Genomic DNA, 18,879 nt, shown 5'->3' with positions numbered 1-18,879 from the left:
CTGAATGTAAATCCAAAATTAGAAAATATACTTATAAAGTGGCTTGGGGTATAAAATTTGTTTTGCTTAACCATCAATCAGGCGTATATTTACAGCTGCCTTTCTAGATATCTTTAATTAAATAATTGGAATATGAATAAACCTATGTCATTAACAACGTATGAAATGGCTCGTATTTTAGAGCAGTTGGAAGAAAGCCCAGAAAAAATTATGTTTGGTAAATTATTAACGGAACTTGGTAATCAAAGCCAAGAACGAATTCGTAGTGCTGCAAAACAAGTACCACTAGAGTTATTAAGAGATATAATTTACCAGTTTCAAGTAATCGCCGATTCTCGTAAAGGTGAGCAAGTACAATTATTGGCAGAACAATTAAAGGCCCAGGGTCTATCTGTTGATGATCTTAAGCGTTATATGGAAAAGACAAAATAATAGCTTTAATTAACGATTATCTAGACAATTGATCTTTCGTTTTTTTGATTTTATCTGTTGAACGACTAAGCCTAATAATATACAAACTAACCCAATTAATGTTGATGGGTAGATTGTCTCACCAATAATTTGAGATAACAAAATCAATGAAATAAAGGGCGATAGAAAAATTAAGTTACTTACCTTGGCGGTATTTTGCGTGCATTTTAGTGCTGTTAGCCATAATACAAAAGTGACGCCCATTTCAAATAATCCAACATAAGTAACCGCCAACCAGCCCCTCATGCTAATTGTTTCCCAGCTTAGTCCTTCGTACCAAACAAGCAATGCTGAAAACGGCAGTGAAACCAAAAAACCTAATAAAACGACTAATATTGGGTCGGCTTTATTTTTTGCATTTAAAATCCAGTAACTTGCCCACAACAGGGTTGATAATAACGCTAATCCAACACCTAGTGGGCTATCAAAAGATAATGCAAACACATCCCCTTTAGTTGCAATAATCAGCACACCTAAGTAACCAAGTGCGCAGGCTAACCAATCTTGCTTACGAATTTTTTGACCTAAAAATAATGCAGCCATTAAGGTTAACGTAATAGCCCAGCTGTAATTCAGAGGTTGGGCTTGAGATGCAGGTAATAGATCGTAAGCCTTAAATAGAATCAAATAATAAGCGAGAGGATTTACTAACCCTAGTAAGATGAAATATTTAGGGTTGGCTAGAAAGGTTGAAGCTAATTGAGGGAGAGTTCTTTTGACTGTACAGATAAGCAGTAGCACAGCCACCGAAACCAAACTGGCGACGAATAGCATTTGAATTGGAGAGAATTCTTGTAATGTGAGTTTAAAGGCAGTAGCAACGGTTGACCATAATAAAACAGCAGCAAGTCCATAAAGAAGAGCGCTGCGTTCTGAGGATGCCGGGTTTTCCATATTCGCCTCTTGTTCGTTAAATGAAAGTATAAACTGGACATTTATCCAGTATTTAATATGATTTGATTAAATAAATGTAAGAAACTAAGGGTATTTATGCAGTGGATTTTTAATCATAGCGATTTCATTTGGCTTTGCATAATTGTGGCTTTGATGATGTTGGGCGGTGCACAACTTTGGATTAAAAATCGTCATAGTCACCAAATTGAGATGTTAAAACAGCAGCATGAATCTGAATTGTCTAATCAACAACAAATCTTGCAGGCTGCACACCAGCAAATAAAACAGCAACAATTGGAATTAGACCAACTCGATATTGAGCGCGATAAATCCGAATTCGAAGCGAGAAAGAATTTTGGTCAGTTAATGGTTGCCAATGAACGATTAAAACAGCTGGAACAAATACAGTTCGACTTGCATCAACTGGAAGGCAAATATGAGCAATTAAATAACCAAAATTATGAACTAAAAGCCAGTATGCGAGAGCAAGAAGCTAAGCATGAAGAAGAAAAGCGTTCCGCTCAAGAGAAGTTACAACTATTAGAAAAAGCCGAGCAAAGATTAAAAGTTGAGTTTGAAAGTCTTGCCAATCAGCTATTTGAAAGCAAAGTAAAAAGTGTTGATCAGCAAAATAAACAGAGCCTAGAAAGTTTATTGAACCCACTGAAAGAACAACTCAATGGCTTTAAGCAGCAAGTAACTGCGAGTTATCACGCCGAATCCAAAGAGCGACATACCTTAGTACATGAAATCAAACAGCTACAGAAACTCAATGAACAAATGGCGCAGGATGCCGTCAATTTAACTCAAGCGCTAAAAGGTGATAATAAACAACAAGGGAATTGGGGTGAGGTAGTACTTGCGAAGGTACTGCAAGATTCGGGTTTGAGGGAGGGCCATGAATATCAAACTCAAGTTAGCTTAAACCACGCTAGTGGCAAGCGTTATCAACCAGATGTGATCGTTAATCTACCAGAAGATAAACAAGTGATTATCGATTCGAAAATGGCCTTGGTGGCATTTGAGCGCTATTTTAATGGTGATGATGATGCTCAAAAAGCCAAAGCTTTAAATGAACATTTGGTGTCGGTGAGAAGCCATATCAAACTACTAAGCCAAAAAGATTATCACCAATTAAAAGGTATTACCTCGTTAGACTATGTCTTGATGTTTATTCCGATTGAACCTGCATTCCAACTTGCTATTGAGCGCGATCCAAGCTTGATTCGAGATGCTATGGAACAAAATATTATTGTCGTGAGCCCTACGACATTGTTAGTGGCACTGCGTACAATCAATAATTTATGGCGTAATGAAAGGCAAAATCAAAATGCTCAATTGATCGCAGAGCGAGCCAGCAAGCTATATGACAAGATGCGTTTATTTGTCGATGATATGGAAGCGGTTGGACAGGCGCTAAACCGGGCGCAGAATAGTTATCAAGGTGCGATGAATAAGTTGTCGAGTGGGCGCGGTAATTTAATTCGCCAAGCAGAGAGCTTCAAGTCATTAGGGGTAGAAGTTAAAAAATCGATTAGCTCCGAAGTGAGTGAAATTGCGCAAAATGATTCTGACAAAGACAGACAAGCGATTGAGGATAAAGTAAACTAACCGCATTCAAATTAAGCGCACATCTGTGTCAACGTTGGAGTAATGGAAAACATGACAGATAAGCCAGTATATGCAGACAGTTCTGACTCGCAAAGTGAAACAACGCACTTTGGATTTTCAACTGTAGCAAAAGAGCAAAAAGTTGAAAAAGTTGCTGAAGTCTTTCATTCGGTGGCCGCTAAATACGACATCATGAATGACTTAATGTCGGGGGGGATTCACCGCTTATGGAAGCGCTTTACAATTGATTGTAGTGGCGTGCGCCCCGGGCATAAGGTACTTGATCTTGCTGGTGGCACTGGTGACCTAACCGCTAAATTTTCACGTATTGTGGGTGATACTGGTGAAGTTATATTGGCAGATATTAATAACTCTATGCTGAATGTTGGTCGCGATAAGCTGCGTGATATTGGTATTGTGGGCAATGTTCATTATGTTCAGGCAAATGCTGAAGAACTTCCTTTCCCTGATGATCACTTTGATTGCATTACCATTAGTTTTGGTTTACGTAATGTGACAGATAAAGATAAAGCGCTACGCTCTATGTTCCGAGTATTAAAGCCCGGTGGTCGTTTATTAGTACTTGAGTTTTCTAAACCGAAAGTTGAAGCATTATCAAAAGTATACGATTTATATTCTTTTCATCTATTACCTAAAATTGGTGAGTTTGTAGCCAATGATGCTGATAGCTACCGTTACTTAGCAGAATCAATCCGCATGCACCCAGATCAAGACACATTAAAAAGCATGATGGAAGACGCGGGTTTTGAGCAAACCAAGTACTTTAATTTGACTGGCGGTATTGTTGCCTTGCACCGCGGATATAAGTTTTAAGGAATAAGTATGCCATTTGAACCATTGGTGACAGGGATTATTGAAACCACATTAAACCGTTTAATTATCGACGCGCCTGAACATCAAAAGCAGGTTTCTCGTTTAAAAGGTAAGGTGATTAAGGTTCATTTACAAGAACTCGATCGCCAGCTTGTTTTTGTGTTTAGTCACCAGGTGGATGTACTTAGTCATTATGAAGCAGAACCAGATTGTTATTTGAGTTTAAAATTAGCGGTACTACCTGAATTAAAAGATCAATCCAATATCACGCGTTTAATTAAGCAAGACAAGTTAGTATTAGAAGGTGATATTCAGTTAGCACAAAAATTTTCCCAACTGATGACAGATATTAAGCCTGATCCGGAAGAGTGGCTCTCTCGTGCAACCGGAGATGTTATTGCTCATACCATAGTTCAAGGCACTAAGAGTCAAGCTGAATCGCTTAAACAAGGACTACTGAACCAACAACGAAGATTGAGTACGGTGGTTACTCATGAATGGCAAATTACCCCTAGTGCGCTTGAAATCGCTTATTTCTGTGATCAAGTTGATGAGTTAGCAGGTTCTGTATCTGTCATCGAACAACGTCTAGATAGGTTGGTGGCGAAGTTATGACGTTAAGTGAAGTAAGACGTTTATATCGCATTATCAAAATTCAATTAGAATACGGGTTAGACGAACTTTTACCTGAACATCAATTGGTAAAAATGCCTCGTCGAATTATTAAACTTTTATTCTGGATCCGTAAAAAGCATCAAGATAAAGAAGTCGGTCAGCGCTTGCGGTTAGCGTTGCAAGAATTAGGTCCTGTTTGGATTAAGTTTGGCCAGATGATGTCGACTCGCCGTGATTTATTTCCAGATTATATCGCTGATCCTTTAGCCTTATTGCAAGATAAAGTTAATCCATTTGATGGTGAGTTGGCGAAACAACAGATTGAAAAATCATTGGGTGGGCCATTAGAGCAATGGTTTGATGATTTTGATATTACGCCGCTTGCGTCGGCATCTATTGCTCAGGTTCATACCGCAAAGGTAAAAGAAACTGGTCAAGAGATTGTTCTCAAAGTGATCCGCCCAGATATTCGTCCGGTAATTGAAGCTGATTTAAAGTTGATGTACCGCATGGCAAGAATCGTAGCTCGCTTTATGCCAGATGCACGTCGATTAAAACCAGTTGAAGTGGTTGAAGAATACGAAAGAACCTTACTCAGTGAGTTAGATTTACGTATGGAAGCAGCCAATGCCTTGCAGCTCCGCCGTAATTTTACCGATAGTAAAGATCTTTATGTTCCTGACGTATTAATGGACTTTAGCTCTGAGCACTTGATGATCTCGGAGCGAATTTACGGTATCCAAGTTTCTGATCTCGATGGATTAGCCAAAAACGGCACCAACATGAAGTTGCTTGCAGAGAAAGGCGTCAGCGTTTTCTTTACCCAGGTGTTTAGAGATAGCTTTTTTCATGCCGATATGCATCCTGGTAATGTTTTTGTTTCTTGGAACACGCCAGAAGATCCATTGTGGATTGGTTTGGATTGCGGAATTGTCGGTACGTTAAATAATGAAGATAAGCGCTATTTGGCGGAAAACTTCTTAGCCTTCTTTAACCGAGATTATCGACGAGTAGCTGAATTACATGTCGATTCTGGCTGGGTTCCTGCCGATACTAATATTATCGATTTTGAATCGGCTATTCGTACAGTGTGCGAACCTATTTTTGCAAAGCCGTTGTGTGAAATCTCCTTTGGTCACGTACTGCTAAACTTATTCAATACAGCTCGCCGTTTTAATATGGAAGTTCAGCCGCAGTTAGTGCTGCTGCAAAAAACATTACTTTATGTTGAAGGGTTAGGCCGGCAGTTATATCCACAACTTGATTTGTGGGAAACCGCTAAACCTTTTTTAGAAAACTGGATGATGGAACAAGTCGGACCGAAAGCCGTATGGAATGCGGTGAAAGGTAAAGCACCGTTATGGTCGGAAAAATTACCTGAGTTGCCAGAGTTACTCTACGAAACTTTAAAACGTGGGCGTGACTTAGATCAAAATGTAGCACGTTACTTTGCCCTATATTCGGCGAGTAAACGCAAACAGACAACAGGTAAGTTTTTATTTGGCATTGGAGCGACATTAGTCGTATGCTCTGCCATATTGCAATTAAGTGTAACGGATTGGCACCATCTATTGTCTGGTGGGAGTGTTATTGCGGGCGCTATATTTTTGCTCGCGAGTTGGCGAACCTACCGTAATTAAATCGTAAACTTGGCACATTAATATGTGTTTCTTTTTATTTGACCCGAGGTAAAACAAATGGGCGGAATCAGTATTTGGCAACTTTTGATTATTGCAGTTATTGTTGTGTTGTTATTTGGTACTAAAAAACTACGTGGTATTGGTGGTGATTTAGGCTCTGCTGTAAAAGGCTTTAAAAAAGCGATGAGCGAAGAAGATACTGCGAAGAAAACTGAATCAAAAGATGCGGATTTTGAAGCAAAATCTCTTGATCAAAATAAAGCGGATGCAAGCGTAGAAACTGACGCTAAAAAAGAAAAAGAGCAGGGCTAATCGGTGTTTGATATCGGTTTTTGGGAGCTGGTATTAATATCGGTTGTCGCACTTGTTGTTTTAGGGCCAGAGCGTTTACCGGTCGCGATACGTAGTGTGAGCAAATTTGTTCGCACTGCAAAAACGATGGCGAACAATGTGAAAGATGAATTATCTCAAGAGCTAAAAATACAAGAGCTGCAAGATAATTTACGTAAGGCTGAAAATATGGGGATGAAAGATTTATCTCCAGAGCTGCAATCTTCTATTGAGGAGTTAAAAAAAGCAGCTCAAGATGTTCAGCGACCTTACGCTAAAGACTCTGAACCTACCTCTACAACAACGCCTTCCAGCTCGACAGATGAAGATCTACCAGAAGAAAACCGCATCATGAAAGATGAAGGTTCTATCAGTGAGAATAAAACATCTGCCGACAAAAAAGCTTAACTCCCTGTTTTTCTTTGCGACTCACTGGTTATTTCCAGTGAGTTAGCGTGTTATCAAGAGGTTCACATGTCCACTCAAGAACAAACTCAGCCATTAATTACCCACCTAATAGAGCTGAGAAACCGAATCTTAAAAGCGATTGCATCTGTTTTAGTGGTCTTTGTTTGTCTGGTTTGGTTCTCTAGCAATATCTATGAATTTGTTTCCGCGCCATTAATCGATCGCTTGCCTGAAGGTGCAAGTATGATTGCAACCGACGTTGCTTCGCCATTTTTCACACCACTTAAACTTACGTTAGTGGCCTCAGTATTCGTTGCCGTACCTTTGGTGCTTTATCAAATATGGGCGTTTGTTGCGCCTGGTTTGTATAAGCACGAGCGTCGTTTGATCGCACCATTACTATTTTCTAGTTCTTTGCTGTTCTATGCAGGTGTTGCATTTGCTTACTTTGTGGTGTTCCCACTGATTTTTGGTTTTTTTACTGCGATTTCATTGGGTGGCGTTGAGTTTGCTACTGATATATCTAGCTATTTAGATTTTGTTCTTTCGTTATTTATGGCATTTGGTATTGCTTTTGAAGTTCCTGTTGCGATTATTTTGTTGTGTTGGACTGGGGCGACCGATGCAAAATCTTTGGCTCAAAAAAGGCCGTATATTATCGTAGTCGCTTTTGTAGTTGGGATGCTATTAACGCCACCGGATATGGTATCGCAAACATTACTCGCGATACCTATGTGTATTTTGTTTGAGATCGGTTTGTTCTTCTCGCGCTTCTATACCAAGCGAGGAGACTCTAAAGAAGATCAAGATGATAGCAATGAAGAAGAAATGGGATCCTAAATATTCTCGCTAAATTAGAGAAGCGCAGCCAAAAGTGGCTGCGTTTTTTATGGTTTCATGTGAAACATTATCGCATCAATTGATGATTCGACTTCTATTTTAATTGGAATAAGGCTTCCGTATTATGATCGGTAATCTCACACACTTGTGAGAGCGGCATCTCTTTCAAGTCTGCAATACGTTGCGCCACTAACTGCATAAACGACGGTTCATTTCGCTTACCACGATGCGGGGTTGGCGCTAAATAAGGGCAGTCTGTTTCCAAAAGAAGGTAATCAAGATTAAGCTCAGGTATTACTTTATCCATGCCTCCATTTTTGAAAGTAGACACCCCACCAATACCTAAGTGGAAACCGAGGTCGTTAATCGCGTTTGCCTGTTCGATTGAACCACCAAAGCAGTGAAAGACGCCAGATAATGTGCCATCTTGTTCTTGAGATAAGATACTCAGGGTTTGGTCGATGGAATCTCGAGTATGGATCACGACTGGTAATTTTAATTCTTTAGCCCATTTTAGCTGTTCTTGAAAGGCAAATTCTTGCTCAGCTTGAAAGGTTTTATCCCAATATAAATCAATACCAATTTCACCTACCGCAATAAACTTATGCTTATCAAACCATGCTTTAATGGTCGCTAAATCTTGTTCAATATTGGCACTTACGTAACAAGGGTGTAAACCCATCATTGAATGACAAATGTCAGGGTAAGTGGCTTCCGTTGAAAGCATTGGTTCAATGGAATTCAAATCAATATTTGGCAATAAGATTTTTTTAATTCCAATATCTTTAGCGCGTTGAACGACTTCATCACGGTCTTGATCAAATTCTTCGGCATAAATGTGCGCATGGCTATCTATCATAAAAAACTCATCGTTGGAGAATACTCATCCAGTATAAATGACTCGGTAGCTAAGATCATATCCGATTATGAATTCATGAGAGATTGAGTGATTCTTTGCTTTAATGGCATGACGAGGGTGATATGATGGGGAGAGTGAAAGTTATAAAACCTATCAGTAAGGAGAGTAAAGGTGTCAGTATCTATTCAAGGTCAATTCCCTGGTCGTCGTTTACGTCGTATCCGTAAGCACGATTTCAGTCGTCGTTTAGTCGCTGAGAATAAAGTATCAGTTAATGACCTGATCTATCCGATGTTTGTATTGATGGGGAAAAACCGTCGAGAACCGGTAGAATCTATGCCTGGTGTTGAACGTCTATCAATTGATTTATTATTGGAAGAAGCCGACTACCTTGCCAAATTAGGTGTGCCAGCGATAGCACTATTTCCTGTAGTGAATCAGGATGCGAAGTCATTATGTGCAACTGAAGCTCATAACCCTGAAGGTTTAGTGCAACGTGCGGTGCGCGCATTAAAAGAGCATGTGCCGGATATTGGTGTGATCACTGATGTTGCGCTCGACCCATATACTACTCATGGTCAAGATGGCATCATCGATAAAGATGGTTATGTGCTTAATGAAGAAACCACAGATGTTTTGGTTAAGCAGGCATTATCGCACGCGGAAGCGGGAGCGGATGTTGTTGCACCATCGGATATGATGGATGGACGTATTGGTAAAATTCGTGAAGCGCTAGAAAAAGCCGGTCATATTCATACACAAATTATGGCGTATTCTGCCAAGTATGCTTCTAATTATTATGGCCCGTTTCGTGATGCAGTCGGCTCAAGCAGTAACTTGAAAGGAGCGGATAAGAAAAACTACCAGATGGACCCTGCTAATTGTGACGAAGCGCTACATGAAGTGGCGATGGATATTAATGAAGGTGCCGACATGGTGATGGTGAAACCTGGCATGCCATATTTGGATGTGGTTCGCCGAGTAAAAACCGAGCTTCAAGTACCAACGTTTGCTTATCAGGTATCAGGTGAGTATGCGATGCACAAAGCAGCGATTCAAAATGGTTGGTTAAAAGAAAAAGAAACCGTGATGGAATCGTTACTTTGCTTTAAACGCGCTGGCGCCGATGGTATTTTGACTTACTTTGCTAAAGATGTCGCAGAGTGGTTAGCTCAGGATAATATTTCTGCAGATCAAGTAGAAGACTAGCCTTGGTATTGAGCGTTAACATTAAATAAAAAATAGGAGCCTGAAATAGGCTCCTATTTTTTATCGAAAGAATTTTTTGTATCGGTTATTACAAATCAGTTATGGTTAACGGCCAGCCAATATCAGTTTGACGATTAGCTTCAATTTCTAGTTCAGCTTGAGTTAATGGGTTGTCTTTTAACCAGGTACTGTCCATTGCTAGAGTTAAATTATCACCTTGAGCGGTGAGTAAAAATTTAGGTTGAATTTGAGTATTTCTACGGTGTGTAAGTAAAACAGATAGGCGTAGTAATCGTAGTAAGCGCTTACTACTTTGCCCTGATAGCGCGTGTTGTTCTGGTAGCGATGATAGAGAATCACGATAGCGTCTTACTAGTTCAGCAAGAAAGTGTTTTTGTGCACGAGTAAAACCAGGTAGATCTAAGTTTTGTAATAGGTAGGCACCGTGTTCACCGCCTTTTTTGAAATCAATACTCAAACCGATTTCATGCAACTCCGCAGCTGAATGTAATAAAAATTCCGCTTGAGATTCTGAAATCCACTGCTGGTGACCACATTGCTGTAATAATTGCATTGCGACATTCGCCACCTGAATGCCATATTGAACATCAACTTGATAGCGCTGCTGCACACTGGAAATAGTGCGTTGGCGAATATTAGATTGGCGCATTTCACCGATCATTTCATAAGCTAAGCCTTCGCGTAATGCACCGCCTGCTAATGTCATCGATTCAATATTTAAGCTTTCAAATATTGCAATTAAGATCGATAAGCCACTAGGGAAAACTAAAGCGCGCTCTAGTGTTAAGCCATCAATCTCTAGCTCTTCTAAATGAGAAGCCATCATGGCTTGCTTCTGTAGTCGTTTTAATTTAGCTAAGGTAATGATCTCATCCATACCTTGGGCCAACATGATCTCTTGCAATGCCTGAACGGTACCACTAGCACCAACACAGACATCCCAACCAAGGGTTGTATATTTCTGTAAAATTGGTTCTAGGGTCGACTTTGCAGCCAAAATAGCTTGTTCAAAATTTTGTTGAGTTAATTGACGATCATGGAAGTAGTGATCAAGCCAGGTAACGCAACCCATAGGTAGGCTAACTAAAGCTTTTGCATCAAATTCTCGCCCGATAATTAGCTCAGTACTTGCTCCACCAATATCGACCACCAAACGATGACCTAGACCACCAGAAGTATGAGCAACGCCTTTATAAATAGTTGCCGCTTCTTCTTCACCAGAGATGATTTCGATATGGTGGCCTAGAATTTGGTTGGCTTTTTTGACAAACACATCAACATTGGTTGCAGAGCGGAGGGCTGCAGTACCCACGATACGAATGTTATCGGTTGGAATATCTTGCAGACGCTCAGCAAATAAGCTTAAACAGTCCCATCCTCGTTGCATGGCTTCTTGGCTTAATTGATTATTTTGATCTAATCCATTGGCCAAGCGAACCTTACGTTTGATTTTTGCCATGGTTTGAACGCTGCCATCAATGTGGCGAACGACTAACATATGGAAGCTATTAGATCCCAAATCAATGACAGCATATAAAGGGGATGAAACTGCATTACTCATAAACCAATTATACCTTAGCTAGGGTTACGTGGTTGGCGCGGGCGACGAGTATTATTGCGCGAACCATTATTACGATTTGAATTACGAGAGCCACCGGTATTGGTTCTACGGTTGGTTTGCGGACGGCGCTGCAAACGTATTGGTGGCGGTAAATCGGTTAATAGTGCTTCTGCGTCGTATTCCGACATAGGAATTGTGTGTTCAATGTATTCTTCAATTCCTGGTAGGTTTACCGCATATTGCTCACAAGCAAAGCTGATTGACTTGCCGCTTGCGCCTGCACGACCAGTACGACCGATACGGTGTACATAATCTTCACAATCATCAGGTAGATCAAAGTTATACACGTGAGTCACGGCTGGAATATGTAAACCACGAGCAGCAACATCGGTTGCAACTAGGAAATCGACGTCACCGCGAGTAAATTCTTCTAGGATGCGTTCACGTTTTTTCTGAGGCACATCACCGGTTAATAAGCCTACACGATGTCCATCTGCCGCTAAGCTACCCCAAACGGCTTCACATTTATGCTTAGTGTTGGCAAAAATAATTGCACGTTCTGGCCAATCTTCTTCGATAAGAGTCTGTAGCAGCGCCATTTTATGTTCGTTTGAAGGGTAGAATAGTTCTTCTTCAATACGATGGCCGGTTTTTTGTTCGGCTTCGACGACGACATGTTCAGGGTTGTGCATATGTTCAAATGCCAACTCTTGTACTCGGTAAGATAGCGTGGCAGAAAATAACATGTTGAGACGATCGCTTGGTTCCGGCATGCGACGGAATAAGAAGCGAATATCTTTAATAAAGCCTAAATCGAACATACGATCGGCTTCATCTAGTACGACAGCTTGAATACTGTTTAAACTGAAGACTTTTTGCTTATAGAAATCAATGATTCGGCCACAAGTACCGATCAAAATATCGACGCCATCTTGTAATTTAGCGTGCTGCTTCTCGTAGCTTTCACCACCGTAAGCTAAGCCTGCTTTTAGGCCTGTACTGGCAATTAAACCTTCAGCATCGTTATAGATTTGGATCGCTAGCTCACGTGTCGGAGCCATAATAATCGCTCTAGGGTGTGATTTGGCACGTCCTTCTGGTTCGGCTGTTTTGAGCAAATGATTAAAAGTAGCAGTAAGAAACGCGAGCGTTTTACCTGTACCCGTTTGGGCTTGGCCTGCAATGTCTTGGCCGGTGAGCAGTACCGGCAACGCCAAGGCTTGGATAGGGGTACAGTATTCGAACCCTTTTTTCTCCAATCCTTCAATGACTTGTGGTAATAAATCCAAGTCGGCGAATTTTTGCTCTGTGATGTGTGTCTTTTTCATTGCTATAGAATATCAGCTTAAGCTTGCAATACGAAAGTAAATCCATTCAAATAGGGAATCTAATTGCTGGTTATCATCCAACCAGAGCATAAAAATATATATTGGAGTGGAAGATGAGTGACAAGATTATGCAGCTTTCTGATGAAGGTTTCGAAAATGATGTAATCAAAGCTGCTGGTCCAGTTCTAGTAGATTTCTGGGCAGAATGGTGTGGTCCTTGTAAAATGATCGCCCCAATTCTTGATGAAATTGCTGATGAATATGAAGGCAAGCTCACAATTGGTAAATTGAACATTGATCAAAACTCTGGCACACCACCAAAGTTTGGTATCCGCGGTATTCCAACATTACTTCTTTTTAAAGATGGTGGTGTTGCTGCAACGAAAGTTGGCGCATTATCAAAGACTCAATTGAAAGAGTTTTTAGATGCGAATCTATAAGCACCTATAAAATGATAAACTCAACCGCATATAAATAGCTTATATGCGGTTTTGTCATTTTATAAAGCTAGACTAGTCTTTACTTTAGTGATAATTTATCGCACGTTAAATACACAAATGTTCATTTCTTGGCCGTTCCTATAGGTCAAACATATCTTATTAAACAACCAACAGAATCCTATTTTGACAAAAAAAGCATCCACCACTATGAACCTAACAGAACTGAAAAACAGACCTGTATCTGAGCTTGTTGCGCTTGGTGAAAGCCTAGGTTTGGAAAACTTAGCCCGTTTACGAAAGCAAGACATCATTTTTTCCATCCTTAAAGCGCATGCCAAAGGTGGTGAAGATATTTTTGGCGATGGGGTCTTAGAGATTTTACAAGACGGTTTTGGCTTCCTACGTTCGTCAGACAGCTCATATTTAGCCGGTCCTGATGATATTTATGTTTCTCCAAGTCAAATTCGTCGTTTTAACTTACGTACTGGTGACTCAGTAGCAGGAAAGATTCGACCACCAAAAGATGGTGAACGTTACTTTGCTCTCCTTAAAGTCAACACCGTTAACCATGATCGCCCTGATAACGCCCGCAACAAAATCCTTTTCGAAAACTTAACCCCTCTACATGCGAATGAACGTATGGTGATGGAGCGCGGTAATGGTTCAACAGAAGATATTACTGCTCGTGTTTTAGATTTAGCTTCTCCTATCGGTAAAGGTCAACGTGGTCTGATTGTTGCTCCGCCAAAAGCGGGTAAGACAATGCTTTTGCAAAATATTGCACAAAGTATTGCTCACAATCACCCTGAGTGTGAGTTGATGGTATTACTTATCGATGAGCGCCCTGAAGAAGTAACAGAAATGCAACGCCTAGTAAAAGGTGAAGTGATTGCTTCGACTTTTGATGAACCAGCATCTCGTCACGTTCAAGTAGCTGAAATGGTGATTGAAAAAGCGAAGCGTCTGGTTGAGCATAAAAAAGACGTTATTATTCTGCTTGATTCGATTACTCGTCTAGCACGTGCTTATAATACGGTCGTGCCTTCATCAGGTAAAATCCTGACGGGTGGTGTAGATGCCAATGCATTGCATCGTCCTAAGCGTTTCTTTGGTGCGGCGCGTAATGTTGAAGAAGGTGGTAGTTTAACGATCATCGCAACAGCACTAGTGGATACCGGTTCTAAAATGGATGAAGTTATCTACGAAGAATTTAAAGGCACAGGTAATATGGAATTGCACCTAAATCGCAAAATCGCGGAAAAACGTGTCTTCCCAGCTATCGACTTTAATCGTTCTGGTACTCGTCGTGAGGAATTGTTGACCAAACCAGATGAACTACAGAAAATGTGGATCCTGCGTAAAATTGTTCACCCTATGAGTGAAACTGATGCAATGGAATTCTTGATTGATAAATTGGCAATGACCAAAACCAATAATGAATTTTTCGATGCGATGCGCCGTCAGTAAATTCTGAGTTTTTCGTTTATCTGCGAATAAAGACAATCACCGCTCACATTGAGCGGTGATTTTTATTGTCTCAAAGGTAATTTACTTGCACCATGTTTGTGAGGCTGCCAATAGCTTCCGTTTTTTGTATTAGGAAGAATATATGCGACAAGGACTGTCTGCGATTATTTTTCTGCTGTCTATTGTATTGTTCGGGCCTTTTGTGCAAGCAAACGAAATGACTCAAAGTGAAGTATCTTCGTGGCTAAGCAACCCTAATACTCAATCTTCAGCAGATCATCTCTATCAATTAGCTTTGCAAGACAAAGTTCCCGAAATCCAAATGCTATTGGATGAAATGTCTATGCCTAGGCAAGAAGTGGTGCGCTATCTCTTTCTAAAAAAAGTAGAGAGAACACGATTGGTACTTAGTCCTCGCTTGGCCATTTTTATTCAATTACACCAAACTCGTCAGCCTCACTACCAATATTCAGAATCTGGTGAAGGTTATAGTGTGACTCTTTCTGCTTTTAATACTTCATTGGTAGCTAATCGTTTAATCAGTCATTGGAAGCAAGATCAAACTACGCTCGATTTCATTATTGAGGCTGAAAATAACCAATTGTTACTTTCTAGTTGGTTGCAAGGTGACGATTATCAAGTGAAAAAAAAAGAAGCACTATTTGTTGCCGAAGCCGATAGTCTTTCTCCTCAAGCTTTGCAGTTTCTATCTAATCAATTGGTTGGTAATAGTCTGAAGTGGCTACCCACAACACCGATTGTTATAAAGTTGGCTCAATTAACGAAGGATGAACGACTTTATAATTTACTTTGGAAAATGAAAGGCGATGATCATAGCTTGAAGGAAATTCAACGCTTAGCCCAGAAAGCGGATCAATTTTCATTGCAACAAGTTATGAATGCTACGCAAAACCCGGTAATAAAACCCATCGCGTTAAAGCAATTAACAAGCATCAAGCCAATGTCTGAAAGTGTGCAAACTTTTCTTATCGAACGACTAAATCATTCCGGTGATGGTTTATTGGTGGCACAAACTTTATCTGAAAGTGAGCACTATGATTGGTTGATCTCGTTGCTTGAATCTGGGCAAGTGAGTCAATCACAAGCATTACTTAAATCAATCGCTGCGATAAAATAGTCATAAATTTAATGATAATGATTGTGATTTTACTTTGAGAGCTCATGCATATTGTCTTTGTTGTGTATATAATGTCCGCCATCGCATGCAGCCAGTGGAAAGGTTATGAGTTTTAAAGATTTACGTGACTTCATTGAGTATTTGGAAACGAATGGCTTACTCAAGCGAATTTCTCATCCTGTTGATCCTCATTATGAAATGACAGAAATCAGTGATCGTACTTTACGAGCTGGCGGCCCAGCCTTGTTATTTGAAAACCCTATTGGTTACGACATGCCAGTATTGACTAACTTGTTTGGCACCGCTGAACGTGTGGCAATCGGTATGGGAAGAACAGAAGTTAGTGAATTACGTGAAGTGGGTAAATTGCTCGCTTTCTTAAAAGAACCGGAGCCACCAAAGGGCTTTAAAGATGCTTTTTCAAAACTGCCGTTATTTAAGCAAGTTTTGAATATGCCGGTAAAAAGGTTACGTACGGCTGCTTGCCAAAAAGTTGTCTGGCAGGGCGATCAGGTTGATCTCGATAAAATTCCAGTAATGAGCTGTTGGTCTGGTGATGTTGCGCCGCTATTAACCTGGGGCTTAACCATCACTAAAGGTCCGAATAAGAAGCGTCAAAATCTAGGTATTTATCGCCAGCAAAAAATTGCCAAGAATAAAATTATTATGCGTTGGCTTGCTCACCGTGGCGGAGCGTTAGACTTGTGTGATTGGATGGAAAAATATCCTGGAAAACCTTTCCCTGTCTCGGTCGCATTTGGTGCCGATCCGGCGACAGTGCTGGGTGCGGTCACGCCTGTACCAGATACTTTGTCTGAATATGCTTTCGCAGGATTACTCCGTGGTAGCAAAACAGAGGTGATAAAGTCACTGACTAATGATCTTGATATTCCAGCGAGTGCAGAGTTGGTACTTGAAGGCTATATCGACCCGAAAGAATTTGCTGATGAAGGTCCTTACGGTGATCATACTGGCTATTATAACGAACCGGAAAAGCATCATGTCTTTACCATTACTCATATTACAATGCGTGAAGATGCGATTTATCATAGTACTTATACTGGACGCCCACCGGATGAACCCGCGGTATTAGGTGTGGCATTAAATGAAGTTTTTGTGCCGATTCTGCAAAAACAGTTCCCCGAAATTATGGATTTTTATTTGCCCCCGGAAGGTTGTTCATACCGAATGGCTGTGGTGACGATGAAGAAACAGTACCCTGGCCATGCCAAAAGAGTCATGATGGGAGTGTGGTCATTTTTACGCCAGTTTATGTACACCAAGTATGTTTTAGTGTGTGATGAAGACGTTAATGCCCGAGATTGGAAGTGTGTTGCGCAAGCGATGGTTGAGAATATGCAACCGCAAAGGGATACCTTGTTTATCGATAATACACCGATTGATTCTCTCGATTTTGCTTCGCCAATTGTTGGCTTGGGGTCAAAAATGGGAATGGATATTACCAAGAAGTGGCCTGCTGAAATTGAAGCTGATAAGTCGAATAGCGCACTAAATAACACGGATTCGCTGAAATTAACTCAAGATGATGTAGCGAGTCTATATCAACAGATACCGGAAATCACCGATTTACATTTCCCTATCCAAGATAATTCTCATCAAATGATGATAGTCAAAATGGAAAAGAGCCAAACTGGCCAGGGATTTGCTCTCATCAATAAATTACAAGATCTGTTGCAAGAAAAGATCGATCTTAAATTTGTCATTATTTGTGATGGCGATGTTGATATCTCGGATTGGAATGATGTTATATGGGCGATCACCACTCGTATGGATCCTTCACGAGATACGCTAATGTTGAATAGCGAGAACGGATCGATGATGGGACTTGATGCCACTAATAAGTTTGCTGATGAAGTGACAAGAGAGTGGGGAACTCCAATTATTAAAGATTCTCAATTGGTGAAAAGAATAGACAGCATCTGGAATGATCTTGGCATCATTACTCCAGATGACTTATAAGATAATAATCAAACCTAGCAATGTAGAGTTTACCTGTGATTCAGGACAAACCATATTATCTGCCGCAATAGAGCAAGGCATCATGCTACCGTTTAGATGTAAAGTCGGAGCATGTATGACTTGTATCTGTAAAATGATCGAAGGTGATGTGGAGTATCAACTTGAACCTATGCTGACAAATAAAGAAAGACAGCAAGGTTGGATATTCCCTTGCCAAGCATACGCAAAGAGTCACTTAATTTTGACATTTGAAGAGTGACAAGAGGAAATCATGACCATTGAATGTAAAGTAAAGTCCATCGAACCATTGGCAAGTAACACATTTCGTATCTTATTACATCCGGAAGCGCCAGTGTCGTTTAAGGCTGGGCAATATCTGATGGTAGTGATGGGGGAGAAAGATAAGAGACCGTTTTCAATTGCTAATAGCCCTTGTCGACACTCTGGAGAATTAGAGTTACATATTGGTGCTGCAGAACATAATGCTTATGCTATAGAGGTTGTAGAGGCAATGAATCAAGCTTATGCGGATGACGGGAGTATTCAAATTGATGCGCCACATGGTGATGCTTGGTTACAAGAAGATCAAGAACGCTCGCTTTTACTAATAGCTGGTGGAACTGGTTTTAGTTATGTACGTTCAATTTTAGATCATTGTATTAGCCAAAACAAAACTCAGCCGATTTATTTATATTGGGGAGGAAAAGACAGCAGTCAGCTATATGCTATGCAAGAGTTAAAACAAATCGCCCAGCAAACTAAGAATGTTCACTTTGTTCCAGTAATAGAGAATGAAGAGCAAGAGTGGCAAGGTAAACGAGGTAATGTCCTGCAAGCGATTGAGCAAGATTTTGAGTCGTTAGCTGACTTTGATATTTATATCGCAGGACGATTTGAGATGGCAGGGGCGGCTCGAGATCAATTTGTGGATCGTAAGCAGGCACAGAGAAATCGTATGTTTGCTGATGCGTATGCTTTCATATAGAAGAAAAGTGTCAATTAGAGAGATTTATATACAAAAAAGGGGCTTTTAGCTCCTTTTTTAATCGAACAATAAAAAAAACCAAAAAAACGCTAAAAAGATCTTGCTAACCCAAAAGATCTCCCTATAATGCGCCCTCACTGACACGGAGCACACAGCCTAACGGCAGCAACGAGTTAGAGGTCAAAACCTTATCAAAAAGGTTTGCGAAAAAAGTTTTAAAAAAGTGTTTGACACGAACTTTTAAATCG

At 40.4% G+C, this 18,879-nt stretch carries 19 protein-coding genes; 15 read left to right on the top strand and 4 right to left on the bottom strand.

Translation table 11 applies throughout. The features are described from left to right. Positions 1 to 144 precede the first annotated feature (144 nt). On the top strand, positions 145 to 432 hold the full coding sequence (tsrA, locus tag QQJ93_RS15985; RefSeq protein WP_027695424.1) for an H-NS-like global regulator TsrA: 288 nt from the start codon (positions 145 to 147) through the stop codon (positions 430 to 432). 9 nt (positions 433 to 441) lie between these two features. Here tsrA and QQJ93_RS15980 read toward each other — a convergent pair whose 3' ends face one another. Next, the gene (locus tag QQJ93_RS15980) at positions 442 to 1,365 is read right to left on the bottom strand and encodes a DMT family transporter (RefSeq protein WP_089125170.1); all 924 of its coding nucleotides are present in this window, start codon (positions 1,363 to 1,365) and stop codon (positions 442 to 444) included. A 96-nt stretch (positions 1,366 to 1,461) separates the two neighbouring features. On the opposite strand from QQJ93_RS15980, the gene rmuC reads away from it, so the two are divergent. The 7 genes from rmuC (at position 1,462) to tatC (ending at position 7,643) form a co-directional block, all read left to right on the top strand. After that, positions 1,462 to 2,976, top strand: a complete 1,515-nt coding sequence (gene rmuC / locus QQJ93_RS15975) for a DNA recombination protein RmuC (protein ID WP_089125169.1) — start codon at positions 1,462 to 1,464, stop codon at positions 2,974 to 2,976. 51 nt (positions 2,977 to 3,027) lie between these two features. Continuing rightward, on the top strand, positions 3,028 to 3,810 hold the full coding sequence (gene ubiE, locus QQJ93_RS15970; RefSeq protein WP_089125180.1) for a bifunctional demethylmenaquinone methyltransferase/2-methoxy-6-polyprenyl-1,4-benzoquinol methylase UbiE: 783 nt from the start codon (positions 3,028 to 3,030) through the stop codon (positions 3,808 to 3,810). 9 nt (positions 3,811 to 3,819) lie between these two features. After that, positions 3,820 to 4,425 (top strand): ubiquinone biosynthesis accessory factor UbiJ, encoded by a 606-nt coding sequence (locus tag QQJ93_RS15965; RefSeq protein ID WP_089125168.1) that lies wholly within the window; start codon positions 3,820 to 3,822, stop codon positions 4,423 to 4,425. Beyond that, complete coding sequence (gene ubiB / locus QQJ93_RS15960; protein WP_089125167.1) at positions 4,422 to 6,065, top strand: ubiquinone biosynthesis regulatory protein kinase UbiB; 1,644 nt, start codon at positions 4,422 to 4,424, stop codon at positions 6,063 to 6,065. The genes QQJ93_RS15965 and ubiB overlap by 4 nt, the downstream gene beginning before the upstream one ends. Before the next feature lie 57 nt (positions 6,066 to 6,122). Continuing rightward, complete coding sequence (tatA, locus tag QQJ93_RS15955) at positions 6,123 to 6,377, top strand: Sec-independent protein translocase subunit TatA (RefSeq protein WP_089125166.1); 255 nt, start codon at positions 6,123 to 6,125, stop codon at positions 6,375 to 6,377. 3 nt (positions 6,378 to 6,380) lie between these two features. Then, a complete protein-coding gene (tatB, locus tag QQJ93_RS15950) occupies positions 6,381 to 6,803 on the top strand; it encodes a Sec-independent protein translocase protein TatB (RefSeq protein ID WP_089125165.1) in 423 nt (140 codons plus the stop codon). Between the two features lie 66 nt (positions 6,804 to 6,869). Next, the gene (tatC, locus tag QQJ93_RS15945; RefSeq protein WP_089125164.1) at positions 6,870 to 7,643 is read left to right on the top strand and encodes a twin-arginine translocase subunit TatC; all 774 of its coding nucleotides are present in this window, start codon (positions 6,870 to 6,872) and stop codon (positions 7,641 to 7,643) included. Between the two features lie 94 nt (positions 7,644 to 7,737). Here tatC and QQJ93_RS15940 read toward each other — a convergent pair whose 3' ends face one another. Beyond that, on the bottom strand, positions 7,738 to 8,502 hold the full coding sequence (locus QQJ93_RS15940; protein WP_089125163.1) for a TatD family hydrolase: 765 nt from the start codon (positions 8,500 to 8,502) through the stop codon (positions 7,738 to 7,740). A gap of 171 nt (positions 8,503 to 8,673) precedes the next feature. On the opposite strand from QQJ93_RS15940, the gene hemB reads away from it, so the two are divergent. Beyond that, on the top strand, positions 8,674 to 9,711 hold the full coding sequence (gene hemB, locus QQJ93_RS15935) for a porphobilinogen synthase (protein WP_089125162.1): 1,038 nt from the start codon (positions 8,674 to 8,676) through the stop codon (positions 9,709 to 9,711). A gap of 88 nt (positions 9,712 to 9,799) precedes the next feature. Here the strand turns inward: hemB and gppA are convergent, their stop codons facing one another. Together gppA and rhlB are read right to left on the bottom strand one after the other, a co-directional pair. After that, complete coding sequence (gene gppA / locus QQJ93_RS15930) at positions 9,800 to 11,293, bottom strand: guanosine-5'-triphosphate,3'-diphosphate diphosphatase (protein WP_089125161.1); 1,494 nt, start codon at positions 11,291 to 11,293, stop codon at positions 9,800 to 9,802. Positions 11,294 to 11,307: 14 nt separating this feature from the next. Next, the gene (gene rhlB, locus QQJ93_RS15925; RefSeq protein ID WP_089125160.1) at positions 11,308 to 12,621 is read right to left on the bottom strand and encodes an ATP-dependent RNA helicase RhlB; all 1,314 of its coding nucleotides are present in this window, start codon (positions 12,619 to 12,621) and stop codon (positions 11,308 to 11,310) included. A gap of 113 nt (positions 12,622 to 12,734) precedes the next feature. On the opposite strand from rhlB, the gene trxA reads away from it, so the two are divergent. The 6 genes from trxA (at position 12,735) to fre (ending at position 18,631) form a co-directional block, all read left to right on the top strand. Then, entirely contained in the window at positions 12,735 to 13,061 is a 327-nt protein-coding gene (trxA, locus tag QQJ93_RS15920) for a thioredoxin TrxA (protein ID WP_027695437.1), read from the top strand. Positions 13,062 to 13,268: 207 nt separating this feature from the next. Continuing rightward, complete coding sequence (gene rho / locus QQJ93_RS15915; protein ID WP_089125159.1) at positions 13,269 to 14,528, top strand: transcription termination factor Rho; 1,260 nt, start codon at positions 13,269 to 13,271, stop codon at positions 14,526 to 14,528. A gap of 142 nt (positions 14,529 to 14,670) precedes the next feature. Further along, the gene (locus QQJ93_RS15910) at positions 14,671 to 15,666 is read left to right on the top strand and encodes a hypothetical protein (RefSeq protein WP_089125158.1); all 996 of its coding nucleotides are present in this window, start codon (positions 14,671 to 14,673) and stop codon (positions 15,664 to 15,666) included. 105 nt (positions 15,667 to 15,771) lie between these two features. Next, positions 15,772 to 17,646 (top strand): 4-hydroxy-3-polyprenylbenzoate decarboxylase, encoded by a 1,875-nt coding sequence (gene ubiD, locus QQJ93_RS15905; protein WP_089125157.1) that lies wholly within the window; start codon positions 15,772 to 15,774, stop codon positions 17,644 to 17,646. Then, complete coding sequence (locus QQJ93_RS15900; RefSeq protein ID WP_089125156.1) at positions 17,636 to 17,905, top strand: 2Fe-2S iron-sulfur cluster-binding protein; 270 nt, start codon at positions 17,636 to 17,638, stop codon at positions 17,903 to 17,905. Before ubiD ends, QQJ93_RS15900 begins: the two co-directional genes overlap by 11 nt. Positions 17,906 to 17,917: 12 nt before the next feature. After that, entirely contained in the window at positions 17,918 to 18,631 is a 714-nt protein-coding gene (gene fre / locus QQJ93_RS15895) for an NAD(P)H-flavin reductase (protein ID WP_089125155.1), read from the top strand. Positions 18,632 to 18,879 lie beyond the last annotated feature (248 nt).

This window comes from Vibrio algivorus (assembly GCF_030161215.1).
Lineage (GTDB): Bacteria > Pseudomonadota > Gammaproteobacteria > Enterobacterales > Vibrionaceae > Vibrio > Vibrio algivorus.
The sequence above is the reverse complement of the archived record's forward strand: the minus strand, read 5'-3'. Positions and strand labels throughout refer to the sequence as shown.